Consider the following 15,496-nt stretch of genomic DNA (forward strand, 5'->3'; position numbering starts at 1 on the left):
CACATAAATTTAAAGTATCATGGAAACTCATTTATCTAGTCAAACAGCTTTAATTTTAATTGATCCTTATAATGATTTTCTTTCAGAAGGAGGCAAATTATGGGACGCTGTGAAACAGACCGTTATTGAAAATAATGTTATTCCCAATTTAATAAAATTGGTTGTCGCATGCAGAAAAAACAAAATTCAGATTATTTATGCGCCACATCGCAAAACGCAAAAAGGAGATTATCTGAATTGGAAATTTTTATCTCCATCTCATATGGGGAGCTTAAAATTGAATCTTTTTGAAAAAGGCAGTTGGGGCGGAGAATTTCATCCTGATCTTCAGCCACAAGAAGAAGACTTAATCGCACAAAATCACTGGACAGCTAGCGGTTTTTCTAATACTGATCTTGATTTTCTTTTAAAAGAACATGGCATAACACATATTGTTTTAGCTGGAATGAGAGCAAATACTTGTATTGATTCGACTGCACGATACGGCGTTGAACTTGGTTACCATGTCACTTTAATAAAAGATGGAATTGGAGCTTTCAATTGGGATGAAATCAAAGCAACAGTGGAAACCAATTTTCCCAATTATGGACATACTTTATTATCTACCGATGAATTCATAGATTATTTAAAATGAAATTGTTAGCCGAAAGCACTTGCAAAGCAATTATAAATGCTCCATTAGAACGAATAGATTTAACAGAGTGGCTTTTTAGCTTGAAAGATTCTGAATATCAAGCTTGCTCATCTGATCATATCGTCGCGGGAAATTCTATTGCTGACAACGGAAAAAGGATGTCAATTAATGTAGAACAAATTGCAGGAAATTTGTTGATCCAGCATTATGTTGAAGAGGTAAGCCAGCGAGATCATTGCATGGTACAATCAATTTCTGATTCTATTACTGCAACTGGAAAAACTAAGCTTCATATTGTTTGGGAATTAAAAATCAAGAAGTTAAACAACACAACATGTGAATTTTCTAACCATGTAGCTGTAAACTCTACTCCAGATTTCATAAATTTACTTGAATCATTAAAAATAACTGATTATAAATTAGTTACAAATGAAATGTTGCAAAATTTAGTAAAACATAATACCGAGGAGACGCCTCTTTTTGCAAAAAATATTGAAGAAAAAGCTTTAAAAGAAATATGGCTTTAAAATTTCAAATAGGAACAGCTTTATAATAATATTTGGATAAACAATAAATCATGCTAACACAAGAAAACACCGGATTAATATTGATTGATGTTCAAGGAAAGCTTGCTCGAATTGTTTATGAAAGTGAAAAGTTAGTATCGAATTTGGAAAAGCTGATTCGAGGCTGTCAAATATTGTCAATTCCGATTATTTGGGCAGAACAAAATCCCGAAGGGCTTGGTTCAACTATACCCGAGTTGGAAAAATTATTGACAGGTCAAAAGCCAATTGAAAAATATTCTTTTAATGCTTTTGAAAATGAATCTTTTAAAAATGCTATTATCGATTCGGGTAGAAAACAATGGCTGATCTGTGGCATTGAAGCCCATATATGTGTGTGCCAAACTGCAATGGGACTATTATCAAATAATTTTGAAATCGAAATTGTCGCAGATTGTGTTTCTTCAAGGTCAAAAGATAGTATTGAATTAGCATTACAAAAATTACAAACCAAAGGAGCTCACTTGACCAATATTGAAATGTGCCTTTACGAACTTGTTAAAGACTCTAGAAAAGAAACTTTCAAAAAAATTCTAACATTAATCAAATAAAAATAATCATGTCAAAATCAAAAACGATTGTACTTATTCACGGAAATTTTGTCAACGATAAAACTTGGACAGATTGGAAAACGTACTATGAGCAAAAGGGATATACCGTTTATACGCCTGCAAATCCAGGACACGACGGTGATCCTGCGGAATTAAGAGCAAAAGTGCATCCAAATTTAATTCAAACTGGTTTTATAGATGTAGTTAATAATATCAGCAAATTAATCGATTCCCTACCCGAAAAACCTTTAGTAATTGGCCACTCAATGGCTGGAATGGTCGCTTTGAAATTAGTAGAATTAGGAAAAGTCACGCTGGGGTAAGTATTGATGGCGCACCACCCAAAAATGTTTTTCCGCCATTTCAAACCTTAAAAACTGTAATACCTGCATTTGGTTTCTTTTCATCAAACAAATATTTTATGGGAAGCAGAAAATGGTATGACTATGCTTTTTTCAATACAATTCCGGAAGCGGAAAAGAGAAAAGCTTTTGAGAAATTTGCCGTTCCAGAAAGTTATAAAGTGAGTCGCGAATTGGTTTTGAACTCTTTTTCAAATATCAATTTCAAGAAGTTACATGAACCGATTTTATTTATTGGAGGTGGCAGTGACCACATCTTCCCTCCTAGTCTCACAGAAACTATTGCTAATAAATATAGTGACCAATCTGGTCGCGTTGATCTAAAAATATTTGATGGCAAAAGTCATTTTATTTGCGGAGAACCTGGCTGGGAATCTGTAGCCGATTATATTCTTAATTGGTACGAAGCACTCTAAATATTCAGCTTAAAAAACATTGGGCTTTTGTCGAAAATTTTCTTGACAAAAGCCCTTTTTTTATTCCATTATTGACGCAGAAGATGAAATCTTAAAATCTGCATATTGCCATGAATCATCAAAAGCGGTTTTTACTTTTAAAGCTTCACTTTCTTTTTTCTGTTTTAGCAACGAATTGTATAGTCCAATTAATGCCCAGCCGTTTTTGCGCCAGATCTCTAAATCTTTTCGATAAATTTTTTCTGCATCATTGTATTTTTCTGCTTTAAGCAATACTGCTCCTAAATAATGACGAACCGAGAAAAACCAGTCAGGAGGTTCATTATAATTGAGATTGTCTTCAATTGCTATTGCTTCATTTAACAACAATATAGATTTATTTAAATCCTTTTTCTTTGAAGCAATTCCGGCTTCAAGAACTTTTGAAGCAATAACGGCAAGATCAGCAGTCGTATTGATATTCCAAATTGTTAGGTCCTTCAAAGTTTTATTTTTCGACAGTTTATCAAGAGCTGAAAATTCCTTTTCGGCATTTATCAAATTATTTTTTCCAAGATAAGCCATGCCTCTCGCATAATGCCAAATCGCTTGTGGATAAACAAGATCATTGTCTGGTTTAGGAAGTGCGATAATGGCATCCCACATAGCAAATTTAACTGCAATGTAGTATGGAATCGTATAATAATGTTGCAAAGTTCCCCATCCTGGCTGGCGCATAATCTCGACAGAAATATGCTCTTGAAGTGTTTTAGCAGTATTCCAAGCCAATTTAGAGTTTCCTTCTAAAGCCGCAGTAGCCGTCAAAAAATGGTAATTATGCGGATAATAAGCAAGCGGATATGCTCCTTGTGCATGGCATACAGTTGTATAAAGGCTATCAACCTTTATGGCTTGAATATTTGAAAGTGATCCCTCATGATAATCTCCCGTACGAATATAAATATGCGACGGCATATGAATCAGATGACCAGAACCGGGAACCAAAGTTTCTAATAACTTAGCACTTTTTAAGGCTTTTTCAGGTGTCGAAGAAGCCTCTAGCGCATGGACATAAAAATGATGCGCTCCAGGATGTTTCGGATTCCTCACCATCAATTCCTGCAAAATTTCTACTATTTCGGGAGTCCATTTTTTTATTGCTCCGGTATTTTTATCATACAAATCCCAAGGATGCAAATTCATTAAAGATTCAGCATAAAGTGCTCCAATATCAGGATCTGTTGAAAATTTTACATAGACTTTTTTCATGGCTTCTGCGTAGGCAATATCCAAAGGTTTCCTGTCGGCTGGCGGATTTTCTACATATCTTACTGCCATTGCATCTATTAGTGCGATTTCTTTTGGAGAACATTTTGCTGAAAGTTTTTTAGCTTTTTGAATGGCATCATAAGCACGCTGAAAATTATCTTCTTCCATTCCGCCATTATAATTTGGGCCTAAAACATAAGCAAAACCCCAATAGGCCATCGCACAATTAGGATCTAAACGCGAAGCCTCATAAAATGATCTTGCGGCTTCGGCATGATTAAAACCATAAGCCAACATCATTCCTTGATTGAAATACTGCTGTACTTCTTGATTTTCAGTAGAAATTTTAAAATCTATTCCTTTAAGACCTTCAAATTTTGGTGCTTTTTTATTTAACGAATACCAATCTTTATCTGTTGTCTTGGGAGTTAAACAACCAATTTTTGAGGTAATTTGTGGAGATTTTGTTTCAGTATTTTTATTTTTACTGCAAGCAAAAAGAAATAAAACAGCAAATAGCAGATAATAATGTTTCATCATAAAAACTATTTAATTTATTACATCAGTGAAACAATTCCTAAACAAAGAAAGTTGCTAACAAAGTTATGAAAAATAAAAACTAAATACTTGTTTTACAATAAATTACATCTAAATCAAAAACATTAAATACAAAATGAGCGATCAAATAATTGACAAACAAACCGCTGAACATTATTTATGGGGTGAAAATTGTGATAGCTGGATTTTAACAGATACTGCTGGACTTTCGATCAAACAAGAAAGCATGCCTCCTTCAACTAGAGAAAAATTACATTTTCATACAGAAGCGCAACAATTTTTCTTCATTTTGAACGGCACAGCAACTTTTTATTTGGAAGAAAACAAAACCATTGTTACCGAGCAAAAAGGAATATTGGTTCAGCCAAAAACAAAGCATTATATTGCAAATGAGACTTCAGGGCAACTTGAATTTCTTGTGATTTCTCAACCCACAACAAATAACGACAGAACTACTATTGAAGAGTAATATTTTTTTACTCTTCTTCTTCTTTCATTTTAAAACTTCCATCGTCAGGATATTTGATACTATTTTTTAATTCTTCAATGCGTTTTGGATCAAAATTTGGCAATTGCAGTTCGTTATTCTCTTTCCATTTTTTGACGATTTCTGAAACTGCGAGCAGATTTTTCATTTGAAGAAGAAGTATCACGCGCCATATAGATAGTTTGAGATGGATAAGCCAGTGAAGTACCGCTTTTTTCTATGATATCCATCATTCGCAATAAAACATCTTCTTGTACTTCTTGTGATTTTTCCAAACTTATTGCTTCGATATAGGCTGTAATCTCAACTTTCAAGGCATCGGCAGTAATTCCTGTGAAACGAACTATTGGCGGCGAATCTAATATAGACGGATGCGCATAAAGCAGAGATCTAATTTCTACCAATAAATAACGCATTTGATCGGGCGTTGTTTCCATTCTAAAACCTAATATCGGATTAAATATAAAACGGTCGCGATGTGCAAAATTTTCAATTTTGCTGGCCGATAATTGTCCATTAGGAATTGTCACGATCGTTCGCGCTTGAGTTCGCAACGTTGTAGAGCGCATTCCTATTGCTTCTACCGTTCCTTTGATATCATCGACTCTGCAATAATCGCCTACGCGAATTGGCTGATCCGCAATAAGACTAACACTTCCAACAAAATTTTCTATCGTCTTTTGTGCTCCAAGCGCCAAAGCAATCCCTCCAATTCCCAATGTCGCGAGTCCGGCTGTAACATCTACGCCAATAATACCAAGAATAGCAATAATTCCGATGACAATAATTGTCGCTTTAGTGGTACGATTTAAGAATAAAATAGTAGAAACTGCTGAGACCCGTCCGCTTAAACTCATTCTCCTACGAGTGAACGTACTCACAAAATCGGTTATTCTCCAAAGCAATATTAAAAAAGCAATTATTCCAATAGTGATGATAATGATACTATAACGTTGACGAACTACAATAGAAATCCCCATTCGTTGCGTAAATACAACAAATAAAATTACGGCAAAAAACATTTGAATAGGCAATTCAAAAGCTTCAATTATAGCCCTGCCTTTATCGCTTTCTGCTCTTTTCCAGATTATTTGAATCATAAAGACCAAAGCAAAAAGCAACATTTTAGAAAGCAAGTATGACACTACCATCATAATTACGACAACTGCCCAATGTCCCAAAGGAACATTTCCTAATTTCTTTTCTAATAAAAAATCAGGCAATATCCGGTCTAAAAAAGTCTTTTCATTTGCAACGTCAGCTGAAACAATCGATTCTATAGTTTCTGCCGAAAAAAGCCATAAAGCAGGCTGGCTATCATCTGACTGGTTTTCTACATAAAGCTGTATTACTGTTTTATTGGTAGATATGTTTCCAACGAGATCTACTCCAATTGCTAGATCATCATCCGTACGTCCAGTTTCTTTGTTACTGATAATTGATGAAGGAGATAAGTTACCACCTTGATCTAATAACAATTGGAAAGTCTTTGCAATTTTTATTCTTTCTGCAGTTTTGCGATACGAGCGTTTGCTCAATACAAAATATTGGCTGGCACGCAAATAATTTTGCTCCCCAATTGCTTTTATGAATCCGTTTACTGTTCCTTGAGGTGTACGCCTTCCGAGAGAATCTTCTGGTGATTTTTCAGGTTCTTCTGTGGCTGGTTTAGCTGTACCCAATAATTGAGAAGATACCGTATTTGGGATAACCAGCAATAGTAACAATATTGATAAATTACATAGAAAACGTTTAGTACCTAAAATCATGGAAATCTGTTTTAGCAGTTTAATCTACTAAAAATAAGAAATATAGAAGAAAAATAAAATCTTTATGGGAGAAAAAATAAGTCCTAAAATCCAACAGAATTTATTTCTTTTTATTTTTTAGTGAAAACAAAAAAAGACAGTGATATAAATACCACCGCCTTTCTTCAAACTAAACTGTTTTTTTATTCCAATCGTTTTGGAATTTGAAATTTTATTTTTTGGAATTTAAACCTATTGAGCACTTTCATTCATGGCTTTCATCAAAAGCGTATAAGCGTTTTCTACCACCAATTTTGATGAGGCTGTAATGACCTCCGAAGAAAATTGCTTGAAACCATTTTGAGCGATTCCTGCTTTAACAGCCACTATTTTATAACTGTTGTTTCCGTTGTCTTCAAAAACATAGCTTTTGCCTTTCCAATCCACAATGGCATTTTCTGGCAATGTCAACTGTTTTTTATTCGTGATATGAATGTCCGCATTTACAAAAAGTCCCGGTAGAAATAATGAATCATAACGATCTAATCTAGCGATAACCTCGGCGGCGTGATCCTGATTCAAACTGTGATTAATAAACTGAATTTTTGCACTAAATTTCTTTTCAGTATTAGAATTGCTATACACTTCTAGTTTTTGTCCCTCTTTAAGCGATTGAACATCTTTTTCAAAAACATTAAAAGTCAGCATTACATCTTGAATGTTAGTCAATTCAAAAAGCATTTCAGTTGGCGAAACATATTTTCCGTTGTTGATGTTTACTTTCGAAACCAAACCATTTACGGGAGAAACTACATTAATCGCTTTTGTAATGTTTGAAGCATTCAATCGGCTTACGTTAAGTCCTAATAATTCAAGTTTTTGTGCCAATGATGCCATTGCAATTCGTTGTGTTTCGCGTTCAGCTGTGACTTGCTCAAAAACCTTGTCACTGCTTGCTTTTTTGCATTCAATTCTTTCTGACGGCTGAATTCTAAATTTGCCGCTTTGAACTGTTCTTTTGCAGTCAGATAATCCTGTTGCAATTGAATGTATTGCATATCTTCAATTACGGCCAAAACTTGTCCTTTTCTAACATGCATTCCCGTAACAATATTCGTCTTTTTAATATATCCGCCTAAAGGGAAAGTTACATTTACCAAACTGTTTGGCGGTACCGTAACTTCACCCTGAAGCTGTACAATCGCACTAAGCTCTTTTTCTTCAGGATTTCCTGTTACAATTCCGGCATTTTTAGCCTGCTCAGCTGATAAGGTTATCAAATTAGAATCTGTTTTTCCTGCTTCAACCTGTTTATTTTCTTCTTTTTTACCGCACGATGTCAATATCAGTACAGTTATTGCAAACGCAAAAATGATTTTCTTTTTCATTGCATTATAAGTTTATTATTGTTTGCAAGGATATCAAAGCCTTGTTATAATTATTTACCGTGTCCAGATGTTCATTCTTGATCGTAATTGCTTGATTTACGACTAAAACCCATTGTAGGTAATCAATATCTCCATTACGTAATTGACTGTTAGCGGCATCAATAATAGTTTGTGCATTTGCCAAACCTTCGCTTTCATAATATTGAAGACTTTGCTTGTATTTCTCAACTTCTTTAGAAGCATTTTGTATTTGGGCAGAAACTTCAATTTTTACCGCTTCTGATTGTGCTTCCAAATTTTGAAATTCAGCTTTTGCGGCTTTGCTTTTGGCAGATTGACTTCCAAAAAACAAGGGCACACTTACTCCTGCTGTGATATAACTGAAACGATCTCCAGAACTATAATATACTTCCTGTCCTGCGGCATTGGTTTGAAAACCTGTAATACTCAAATTATTATAGCCAAAATTTAAATCGGGCATCAAACGAGCTTTCTCTGTTTTCCAGCGCCATTTTGCAACTTCGGCTTCTTGTTTCCAAACTTTTGTCATAGGCAATTCATCTGCATTTTTAACTTCCGAAAGTGAGCCCGAATCCATTTTTAAATTTGTTTTTTCCGGCGAATATTGTTTGTCATCCTGCAACAAAGCGTTAAACGAACGAAGCGCAATATCAACATCCAATTCCAACATATTCAACTGATTGGTATAAAACTGCCTAGCCGATTGTGAAGCACTTTTTTCTAAAACATTCGTTTCTCCAGCTTTAAATCGCAGTTGCGATTTTTCTTCCATCAAGCGATAAATGCTGTCCGCATAATGTAAAAGATCACGTTTGCTATTCAGCCAAACCAATTCATAATATAATTTGCGAACCGATGATTTTACTTCCTGCTGTGTAAGCTGGTTTTGTGCTTTTGCGGCTTCAGCTCCTGCCATAAATGCTTTTTTCTGTCGAGAATATACCGTTGGAAAATTAATTGTCTGGCTGATTCCAAAACGTGTATCGTTTAAACGGCTGTTGAATTGCCCATAATCGGCATCGATTTGTGTTTTTGGAAGATCATATGCCGATTTATTCAAAAACGTTTTGGATTCCTCATTGAACTTTGCGGCTTTGATTCTGCTGTTATTTTTTAGAGCAATTTCAATCGACTGTTGCAATGAAATTTTTTCCGTTTGCTGTGCGTAAATGCTATTAAAACCATTTAATAGGAATGGCACAATTATAATTGCTGAGATGTTTTTCATTTTCTTTTTCTTTCTAAAAGATTTCATACTATACGTCATCAAGTAAATGGCCGGAAGTACAAAAAGAGTCAATAATGTAGCAGTCACCAGTCCGCCGATTACTACGGTTGCTAACGGTCGTTGTACTTCTGCTCCTGCTCCGTTGCTAAGTGCCATTGGCAAAAATCCTAAAGAAGCCACTGTCGCGGTCATCAATACCGGACGAAGTCTATTTTTGGTTCCTGTTATAATAATATCAAAAGGATTTGTAATTTCGCCGTGTTTTTTGATTCGGTTAAACTCTGATATCAAGACAATTCCGTTTAATACCGCCACTCCAAAAAGAGCAATAAATCCGACTCCTGCCGAGATACTAAACGGCATATCTCGCATCCATAAAGCAAAAACGCCACCGATAGCTGATAACGGAATCGCAGTAAAAATGATAATTCCTTCTTTAAAGGATTTAAAAGCAAAATACAAGAGTGCGAAAATCATTAAAAGTGCTTGCTGGAACGGCGACTCCTAATCGACTTTTGGCTTGCTGTAAATTTTCAAAAGAACCTCCATAAGTAATGTAATATCCGGGATCCATTTTGATCTGTGCATTTACCTTCTTTTGTAATTCGTTTACGATGCTTTGAACGTCACGTCCACGAACGTTGAATCCAACAATAATTCTTCGTTTGGCATCTTCACGCTGAATCTGATTTGGCCCTTCGATTTCCTGAACAGAAGCCACTTGATACAACGGAATTTGCGCTCCAGTAGGCGTTGCGATTAAAAGGTTTCTAACATTTTCAATTCCTTTTCTGCCACTGTTTTCAACGCGAACAACTAAATCAAAACGCTTTTCACCTTCGTATATATTTCCAGCTACGGCTCCGGCAAAGGCGGCATTTACTGTTCGGTTAATATCTTGAACATACAAACCATATTTTGCCATTTCTGTCCAATTGTACTCAATTACAATTTGTGGCATACCGGTAACTTTTTCCACATACAAATCGGCTGTTCCTTTTACAGTTTTGCTTATTGCACCAAGTTTTTCTGAATATTCATCGAGCTTATCCAGATCTTCTCCAAATATTTTACAAACAACATCTTGTTTTGCTCCTGTCATCAATTCGTTGAAACGCATCTGAACCGGAAACTGAAAACCTGTTGTAACACCTGGCGCAACTTCTTGAACCGTTTTTGCCATTTTTTCGGCCAATTCAGAGAAAGAAGAAGCACTTGTCCATTCTGATTTATCTTTTAAAACAATAATCATATCGCCTCCTTCAATAGGCATTGGATCGGTTGGAATTTCGGCGCTTCCAATTCGAGAAACTACTTTTTTGACCTCAGGATATTGTTTCTTCAATTCAGCAGAAATTTTTACAATCGTTTCAGTTGTAGTCGAAAGATTTGTTCCCAAAAGCATTCGGGTTTCTACCGCAAAATCTCCTTCTTCTAACTGCGGAATAAATTCACCTCCCATCAATCCGAATAAAAATACGGCGAAACCAAACAGTACAACTGCTGTCATGACAATGCTCTTTTTAATGGCTAATGCTTTTGTAAGTGCTTTTTCATACCAATTTTCTAATCGTAACATTACACGATCTGAAAAATTCAGTTTATGGCTTATTTTTTTGCTTATGAAAAGCGAACTCACCATTGGCACATACGTCAACGATAAAATAAAAGCTCCTAAAATCGCAAACGCAACAGTCTGAGCCATTGGTTTGAACATTTTTCCTTCAATTCCTTGGAGTGATAAAATTGGTAGATATACAATCAGAATTATGATCTGTCCAAAAACAGCCGCATTCATCATTCTCGAGGCTGAGCCTGAAACTTCTTTATCCATTTCTTCCTGAGAAATGTTATTTATCGATTTGTATTTTTTTGAAGTATGCATATGATGCAAAATCGCCTCGACGATAATAACAGCGCCATCTACAATAAGTCCGAAGTCGAGTGCACCTAAACTCATTAAGTTGCCGCTCACTCCAAAAGTATTCATCATTATAATGGCAAAAAGCATGGCTAGCGGAATTACAGAAGCTACGATAAGTCCAGCACGTAAATTTCCAAGAAACAAAACCAAAACCAAGACTACAATCAATGCACCTTCCATCAAGTTGTGCTCAACCGTTCCGATCGCGTTGTCCACCATTTTGGTACGATCTAAGAAAGGTTCTATTTTAAGACCTTCCGGAAGGATTTTTTCGATTTCAGCTACTTTAGTTTTGACGTTTTCAATAACATTGCTGGCATTTTCACCTTTCAACATCATCACAATTCCCCCAACCGATTCACCAATATCATCTGTCGTTAAAGCACCATAACGTATTGCCGAAGATAATTTTACTTCTGCCACATTTTTCACCAAAACTGGGGTTCCAGCTTGAGTTGTTTTAATGACAATATTCTCAATGTCTTCGATCTTTTTGGCAAGACCAACACTTCGAATATAGGATACAGTTGGACCTTTTTCAATGTAAGCTCCACCTGTATTTTGATTGCTTCGGCTTAAAGCATTAAAAACATCGCTGATTGTTAAATTCTGAGCTTTTAATCGGGCTGGATTTACGGCAACTTCGTATTGTTTCAGTTTTCCTCCAAAGGTAGAAACATCAGCAATTCCTGGAGTTCCAAGCAACTGTCTTCTTACTGTCCAATCTTGAATAGTTCGCAGATCGGCTAATGAATATTTGCTTTCGTAACCCGGTTGTGGTTTTAAAACGTATTGATAAATTTCACCAAGTCCTGTCGTTACGGGCGCCATTTCTGGCATACTGGCATTTTCGTCTATTTCGACTTTCTGCAACCGTTCTGTTACTTGCTGACGCGCCCAGTACACATCAGTATCGTCATCAAAAACAATTGAAACGACTGACAAACCGAATCTTGAAATGCTTCGGCTTTCTTTCAATTGCGGAATATTACTTACGGCTTGTTCAATAGGGAACGTAATCAAACGTTCCACATCTTCGGCTCCCAATGATGGAGCCGTGGTTATAATTTGCACCTGATTATTGGTGATGTCAGGTACGGCATCAATTGGCAAACGGGTTACTTCAAACAAGCCGTAGATGATCCACAGCAATGTGAAAATCCCAATCGCCAGTTTATTATTAACTGAAAACTGAATGATTTTATTAAGCATATTTTCTTTTTGGGAATACTAAAATGCAATACTCATACAGTACAAACCTGCATGGCATTGTTAACTTCCAATAAAAGAATTAGGCAATTGGGGGTCTGAACAGACTTCCTAAATAAGGATTTGTATGAAAATTTGCTTTGTAATTATTTACAAAATGTGAATCTAAAGGAATTATATGCAAAGTCGAGGTATAAACTCGGTTTGGAATAAATACAATATGTTGCGAATGTGGATCAACCTTCTTAAAAGGAAGTCGCATGTCACGCTCATCATCATTATCGTTGATGTCCTGACCTAAATAGTGCATAGCGATAAAATCGGCAAAGGCAAGTCCTCGTCCGTTTGCCCTTTCCTGATGCTCCATATAATGCTGTACAAGCACTGGAACTTTAGATAATTGCCCGAAAAAGCAATTATTAAAGTTGATTAGAAGTATCAATATATAGAGAGAAATTTTTCGCACAGTACAAAAATATTAAGATTGATGTTTTATCACAAGGCTTATCTGTTAAATCTTTATCATTTATAAATCTATGTTTTTAAAGATTTTACATTTGAAAGATTTTACTTATAAAATTTTTTCGTTTTGATTATAGATATTTTATATAATTTAATTTCAAGTTTATACAATTCCCATGTTTTGCGAAAATTTCTCTTTTTACTCGCTCTCACTTGGCATGGTCAGAATTTTACAAATCTTCAAAATAAATAATTGCAAATTCTCGTATATCATCGGACTTCCAATAACTATCAAGCATTAAAATACATCTTTCAAGGATTCTAAATTTTAACAATTGTTTACCGTGATTTCACTGTTTTCATATTATAAGAAAAAACTTAGTTAAATGTTTTTGATTCAAAATATTAGAGATTTCTTTTAAGTAGTTTTGAAATAAATGCGACTATTTATGTACAATTTAAAAATGAAATTAACCTACTAAAACATTTTTTTTAGTCTATTTCATCATGAATAATTGCATTCAATAATCAAATATTTTTTTATCCACGCCTCAAAATAAAATATATGAAAGTTGAAAAACTAACATTTCTGATCCTACTTTTAGTTTACCTCCCATTTAAGACTTTAGCTCAAGGAAGCGGTCCACCACCGCCAGGGCTTCCTGATCCTCCTCCCGCAACTATTGAACAAGGAACTGCTATTTTATTTACTGCGGGAATAATATTTGGCTTTTTAGTAATGATTAAGAAAAAATCATAACAAAAACATCTCCTAGTTTCTTTAAAATTCAGTAACGAAATTCTTTTTCAAAAAGATTAAAACTCAAAAAAAATGCGTTATGAGAAAAACAATGATTCTAATTCTAATAAGCATTTGCAATACGTCTTTTTCACAGATTTATTTCAGTCCTAATGCGTATATGTATGTAAAAAGCCAAGTGCTGTACGTTAAACAAAATCTCAATTTAGCATCAAATTCGAATTTATATTTGCGCAATAATTCACAGCTAGTTCAGGGCACTACTACCGTTTCAGGAAATTCAGGCTTGGGAACTTTATCTGTTTTTCAAGAAGGCACTTCTGACAATTTTGATTATAATTATTGGTGCTCACCTGTTGGAAATGCCTCAGCAACTGTTGGCAACGAGAATTTTGGAATTACAATGCTAAGCCGTCCAACAAGTTCCACTTTATCAACGGTCGCGACAATACTTCCATCGGGAAGTTATGATGGAACTGCAAATCCATTAGCCATTGCTTCTTCATGGATTTATAAATTAGTCAATGCAAACAATTATTCACAGTGGGTACTTGTAGGTGGTGCAACCTCATTAGTCGCTGGCGAAGGATTTACCATGAAAGGAACCAGCGGAACTGACGTACTCGATCCAGAAGGAACTGGTGTATCAAATAATCCTGGAAGTGCGCAACGATATGATTTTAGGGGAAAACCAAATGATGGAAATATCACAATTGCATTAGGACTTAACAATGCCACTTTGACTGGCAATCCATATCCATCTGCTTTGCATTTAAATGCTTTTCTTCTCGATCCTACAAATGCCGCAATTACCGGAGGTGTAGCTTATTTTTGGCAACAAGACAAAAGTGTAAATTCTCATTATTTAAGTGCTTATCGCGGCGGATACGGATCATATTCTCCTATTAATTTAACCTCTGAAGGAATTTATATTCCGCCAACATTTAGCTCTTACAAACAAGATGGAACCGTAAATCCTGGGCCAGGATCAGGTACTGGAACTGCTGTTTTGCGAAGACATGTCCCAGTTGGACAAGGTTTCCTGCTAAATGGAAAATCCAATGGAACGGTTACTTTTAAAAATTCACATCGCGTATTTTTAAAAGAAGCAGTTGGATCTTCCCAATTTGAAAAACACTCCCTAAATGCCGAAAACAAAAATAATGATGAGACAGAAGAAACTGCACCTCTTTCCTATTTTAGATTAAATGCTATAATCAACAATGAATTTACCAGACAATTGGCGCTGGCATTTCTTCCTGAAGCTACAGATGGTGTTGATATTGGCATTGATGCTTTGAACTTGACTGCAGATCTTCCTAATGATGTCAATTTTTGGCTGAGTGATGCCAATTATATCATTCAAGGAGTCAATTTTAGTCTGGAGAAAAAGATTCCGTTAATTGTTAAGGCGACAGCAAATTCCACCTTAAAATTTTCTATTCCTGAAATCATAAATTTTGATTCGTCGCAAGCCATTTTTATCTATGATGCTCTTGATCAATCGTATCATGATATAAAAACTGGCTCTTACGAAGTTGCGATTGCACCTGGAACTTATACGGATCGATTTAAAATCGCATTTACAAGTCATACTTTAAGCATTCCAAATAATGAAATTTTAAACCAATTTGTCATTTATCAAGACAATGAACGCAATAATCTAAAAGCATCAAATCCGAATTTGCTCGCTATAAAATCGTTCAAATTATATGATATGACAGGAAAAGTGGTCTTTTCAAAAATAGATTTAACAACAAACTCTAATTATAGTTTTACAACCAGCGGATTAAGCTACGGAATATATATAGCAGAATTTCTGACTGACGACAATCAAAAAATAACTCAGAAAGTTGTTATCTCTAACTCGGGAAAATAAAATGACTACAATTTTAATAACAAACTAATCGCGTATATTATGGTAATTAAATCTA

Annotated in this window: 14 protein-coding genes and 1 pseudogene; 8 read left to right on the plus strand and 7 right to left on the minus strand. The window is 35.2% G+C overall.

Annotated features, from left to right (window positions below):
- Window positions 1-19: 19 nt before the first annotated feature.
- The 5 genes from ACQ9BO_RS18085 to ACQ9BO_RS18105 all read left to right on the plus strand — a co-directional run bounded on the left by ACQ9BO_RS18085 (window position 20) and on the right by ACQ9BO_RS18105 (window position 2,529).
- Window positions 20-634 (plus strand): cysteine hydrolase family protein, encoded by a 615-nt coding sequence (locus ACQ9BO_RS18085; RefSeq protein WP_431241864.1) that lies wholly within the window; start codon window positions 20-22, stop codon window positions 632-634.
- Window positions 631-1,161: a hypothetical protein gene (locus ACQ9BO_RS18090; protein ID WP_431241865.1), complete on the plus strand. Its 531-nt coding sequence runs from the start codon at window positions 631-633 to the stop codon at window positions 1,159-1,161. The genes ACQ9BO_RS18085 and ACQ9BO_RS18090 overlap by 4 nt, the downstream gene beginning before the upstream one ends.
- Before the next feature lie 80 nt (window positions 1,162-1,241).
- A complete protein-coding gene (locus ACQ9BO_RS18095) occupies window positions 1,242-1,751 on the plus strand; it encodes a hydrolase (RefSeq protein WP_431241866.1) in 510 nt (169 codons plus the stop codon).
- Between the two features lie 8 nt (window positions 1,752-1,759).
- On the plus strand, window positions 1,760-2,074 hold the full coding sequence (locus ACQ9BO_RS18100; RefSeq protein WP_431241867.1) for an esterase/lipase family protein: 315 nt from the start codon (window positions 1,760-1,762) through the stop codon (window positions 2,072-2,074).
- 98 nt (window positions 2,075-2,172) lie between these two features.
- Window positions 2,173-2,529, plus strand: coding sequence for an alpha/beta hydrolase (locus tag ACQ9BO_RS18105; RefSeq protein WP_431241868.1), 357 nt, complete (start codon window positions 2,173-2,175; stop codon window positions 2,527-2,529).
- A 60-nt stretch (window positions 2,530-2,589) separates the two neighbouring features.
- On the opposite strand, the gene ACQ9BO_RS18110 is transcribed toward ACQ9BO_RS18105, so the two are convergent.
- On the minus strand, window positions 2,590-4,317 hold the full coding sequence (locus tag ACQ9BO_RS18110; RefSeq protein ID WP_431241869.1) for a hypothetical protein: 1,728 nt from the start codon (window positions 4,315-4,317) through the stop codon (window positions 2,590-2,592).
- 133 nt (window positions 4,318-4,450) lie between these two features.
- Here ACQ9BO_RS18110 and ACQ9BO_RS18115 point away from each other — a divergent pair, with 133 nt between their 5' ends.
- Window positions 4,451-4,804 carry a cupin domain-containing protein gene (locus tag ACQ9BO_RS18115; RefSeq protein ID WP_431241870.1) on the plus strand — a complete coding sequence of 118 codons (354 nt, stop codon included), beginning with the start codon at window positions 4,451-4,453 and terminating at the stop codon, window positions 4,802-4,804.
- A gap of 7 nt (window positions 4,805-4,811) precedes the next feature.
- Here the strand turns inward: ACQ9BO_RS18115 and ACQ9BO_RS18120 are convergent, their stop codons facing one another.
- From ACQ9BO_RS18120 to ACQ9BO_RS18145, 6 genes and pseudogenes are all read right to left on the minus strand, one after another.
- Complete coding sequence (locus ACQ9BO_RS18120) at window positions 4,812-4,970, minus strand: hypothetical protein (protein ID WP_431241871.1); 159 nt, start codon at window positions 4,968-4,970, stop codon at window positions 4,812-4,814.
- Complete coding sequence (locus tag ACQ9BO_RS18125) at window positions 4,918-6,591, minus strand: mechanosensitive ion channel family protein (RefSeq protein ID WP_431241872.1); 1,674 nt, start codon at window positions 6,589-6,591, stop codon at window positions 4,918-4,920. The genes ACQ9BO_RS18120 and ACQ9BO_RS18125 overlap by 53 nt, the downstream gene beginning before the upstream one ends.
- A gap of 231 nt (window positions 6,592-6,822) precedes the next feature.
- On the minus strand, window positions 6,823-7,467 hold the full coding sequence (locus ACQ9BO_RS18130; RefSeq protein ID WP_431241873.1) for an efflux RND transporter periplasmic adaptor subunit: 645 nt from the start codon (window positions 7,465-7,467) through the stop codon (window positions 6,823-6,825).
- Window positions 7,434-7,958, minus strand: a complete 525-nt coding sequence (locus ACQ9BO_RS18135; protein WP_431241874.1) for an efflux RND transporter periplasmic adaptor subunit — start codon at window positions 7,956-7,958, stop codon at window positions 7,434-7,436. The genes ACQ9BO_RS18130 and ACQ9BO_RS18135 overlap by 34 nt, the downstream gene beginning before the upstream one ends.
- Window positions 7,959-7,962: 4 nt before the next feature.
- A pseudogene (locus ACQ9BO_RS18140) lies at window positions 7,963-12,343 on the minus strand (CusA/CzcA family heavy metal efflux RND transporter).
- A 79-nt stretch (window positions 12,344-12,422) separates the two neighbouring features.
- The gene (locus ACQ9BO_RS18145) at window positions 12,423-12,782 is read right to left on the minus strand and encodes a hypothetical protein (protein ID WP_431241875.1); all 360 of its coding nucleotides are present in this window, start codon (window positions 12,780-12,782) and stop codon (window positions 12,423-12,425) included.
- 585 nt (window positions 12,783-13,367) lie between these two features.
- Between ACQ9BO_RS18145 and ACQ9BO_RS18150 the strand changes: the two genes are divergently transcribed.
- Both ACQ9BO_RS18150 and ACQ9BO_RS18155 read left to right on the plus strand, forming a co-directional pair.
- Window positions 13,368-13,562 carry a hypothetical protein gene (locus ACQ9BO_RS18150; protein ID WP_431241876.1) on the plus strand — a complete coding sequence of 65 codons (195 nt, stop codon included), beginning with the start codon at window positions 13,368-13,370 and terminating at the stop codon, window positions 13,560-13,562.
- 79 nt (window positions 13,563-13,641) lie between these two features.
- On the plus strand, window positions 13,642-15,441 hold the full coding sequence (locus ACQ9BO_RS18155) for a T9SS type A sorting domain-containing protein (RefSeq protein WP_431241877.1): 1,800 nt from the start codon (window positions 13,642-13,644) through the stop codon (window positions 15,439-15,441).
- Window positions 15,442-15,496: the final 55 nt, after the last annotated feature.

It is taken from the genome of Flavobacterium sp. P21 (assembly GCF_050632225.1).
GTDB lineage: Bacteria > Bacteroidota > Bacteroidia > Flavobacteriales > Flavobacteriaceae > Flavobacterium.

Bases quoted from the DNA above. Each gene is read 5' to 3' on its own strand.
- ACQ9BO_RS18150 (WP_431241876.1), top strand. From the start codon at position 13,368: ATGAAAGTTGAAAAACTAACATTTCTGATCCTACTTTTAGTTTACCTC.
- ACQ9BO_RS18130 (WP_431241873.1), bottom strand. From the start codon at position 7,467: ATGGCATCATTGGCACAAAAACTTGAATTATTAGGACTTAACGTAAGC.
- ACQ9BO_RS18135 (WP_431241874.1), bottom strand. From the start codon at position 7,958: ATGAAAAAGAAAATCATTTTTGCGTTTGCAATAACTGTACTGATATTG.
- ACQ9BO_RS18110 (WP_431241869.1), bottom strand. From the start codon at position 4,317: ATGATGAAACATTATTATCTGCTATTTGCTGTTTTATTTCTTTTTGCT.
- ACQ9BO_RS18105 (WP_431241868.1), top strand. From the start codon at position 2,173: ATGGGAAGCAGAAAATGGTATGACTATGCTTTTTTCAATACAATTCCG.
- ACQ9BO_RS18100 (WP_431241867.1), top strand. From the start codon at position 1,760: ATGTCAAAATCAAAAACGATTGTACTTATTCACGGAAATTTTGTCAAC.
- ACQ9BO_RS18115 (WP_431241870.1), top strand. From the start codon at position 4,451: ATGAGCGATCAAATAATTGACAAACAAACCGCTGAACATTATTTATGG.
- ACQ9BO_RS18125 (WP_431241872.1), bottom strand. From the start codon at position 6,591: ATGATTTTAGGTACTAAACGTTTTCTATGTAATTTATCAATATTGTTA.
- ACQ9BO_RS18085 (WP_431241864.1), top strand. From the start codon at position 20: ATGGAAACTCATTTATCTAGTCAAACAGCTTTAATTTTAATTGATCCT.
- ACQ9BO_RS18120 (WP_431241871.1), bottom strand. From the start codon at position 4,970: ATGAAAAATCTGCTCGCAGTTTCAGAAATCGTCAAAAAATGGAAAGAG.
- ACQ9BO_RS18155 (WP_431241877.1), top strand. From the start codon at position 13,642: ATGAGAAAAACAATGATTCTAATTCTAATAAGCATTTGCAATACGTCT.
- ACQ9BO_RS18090 (WP_431241865.1), top strand. From the start codon at position 631: ATGAAATTGTTAGCCGAAAGCACTTGCAAAGCAATTATAAATGCTCCA.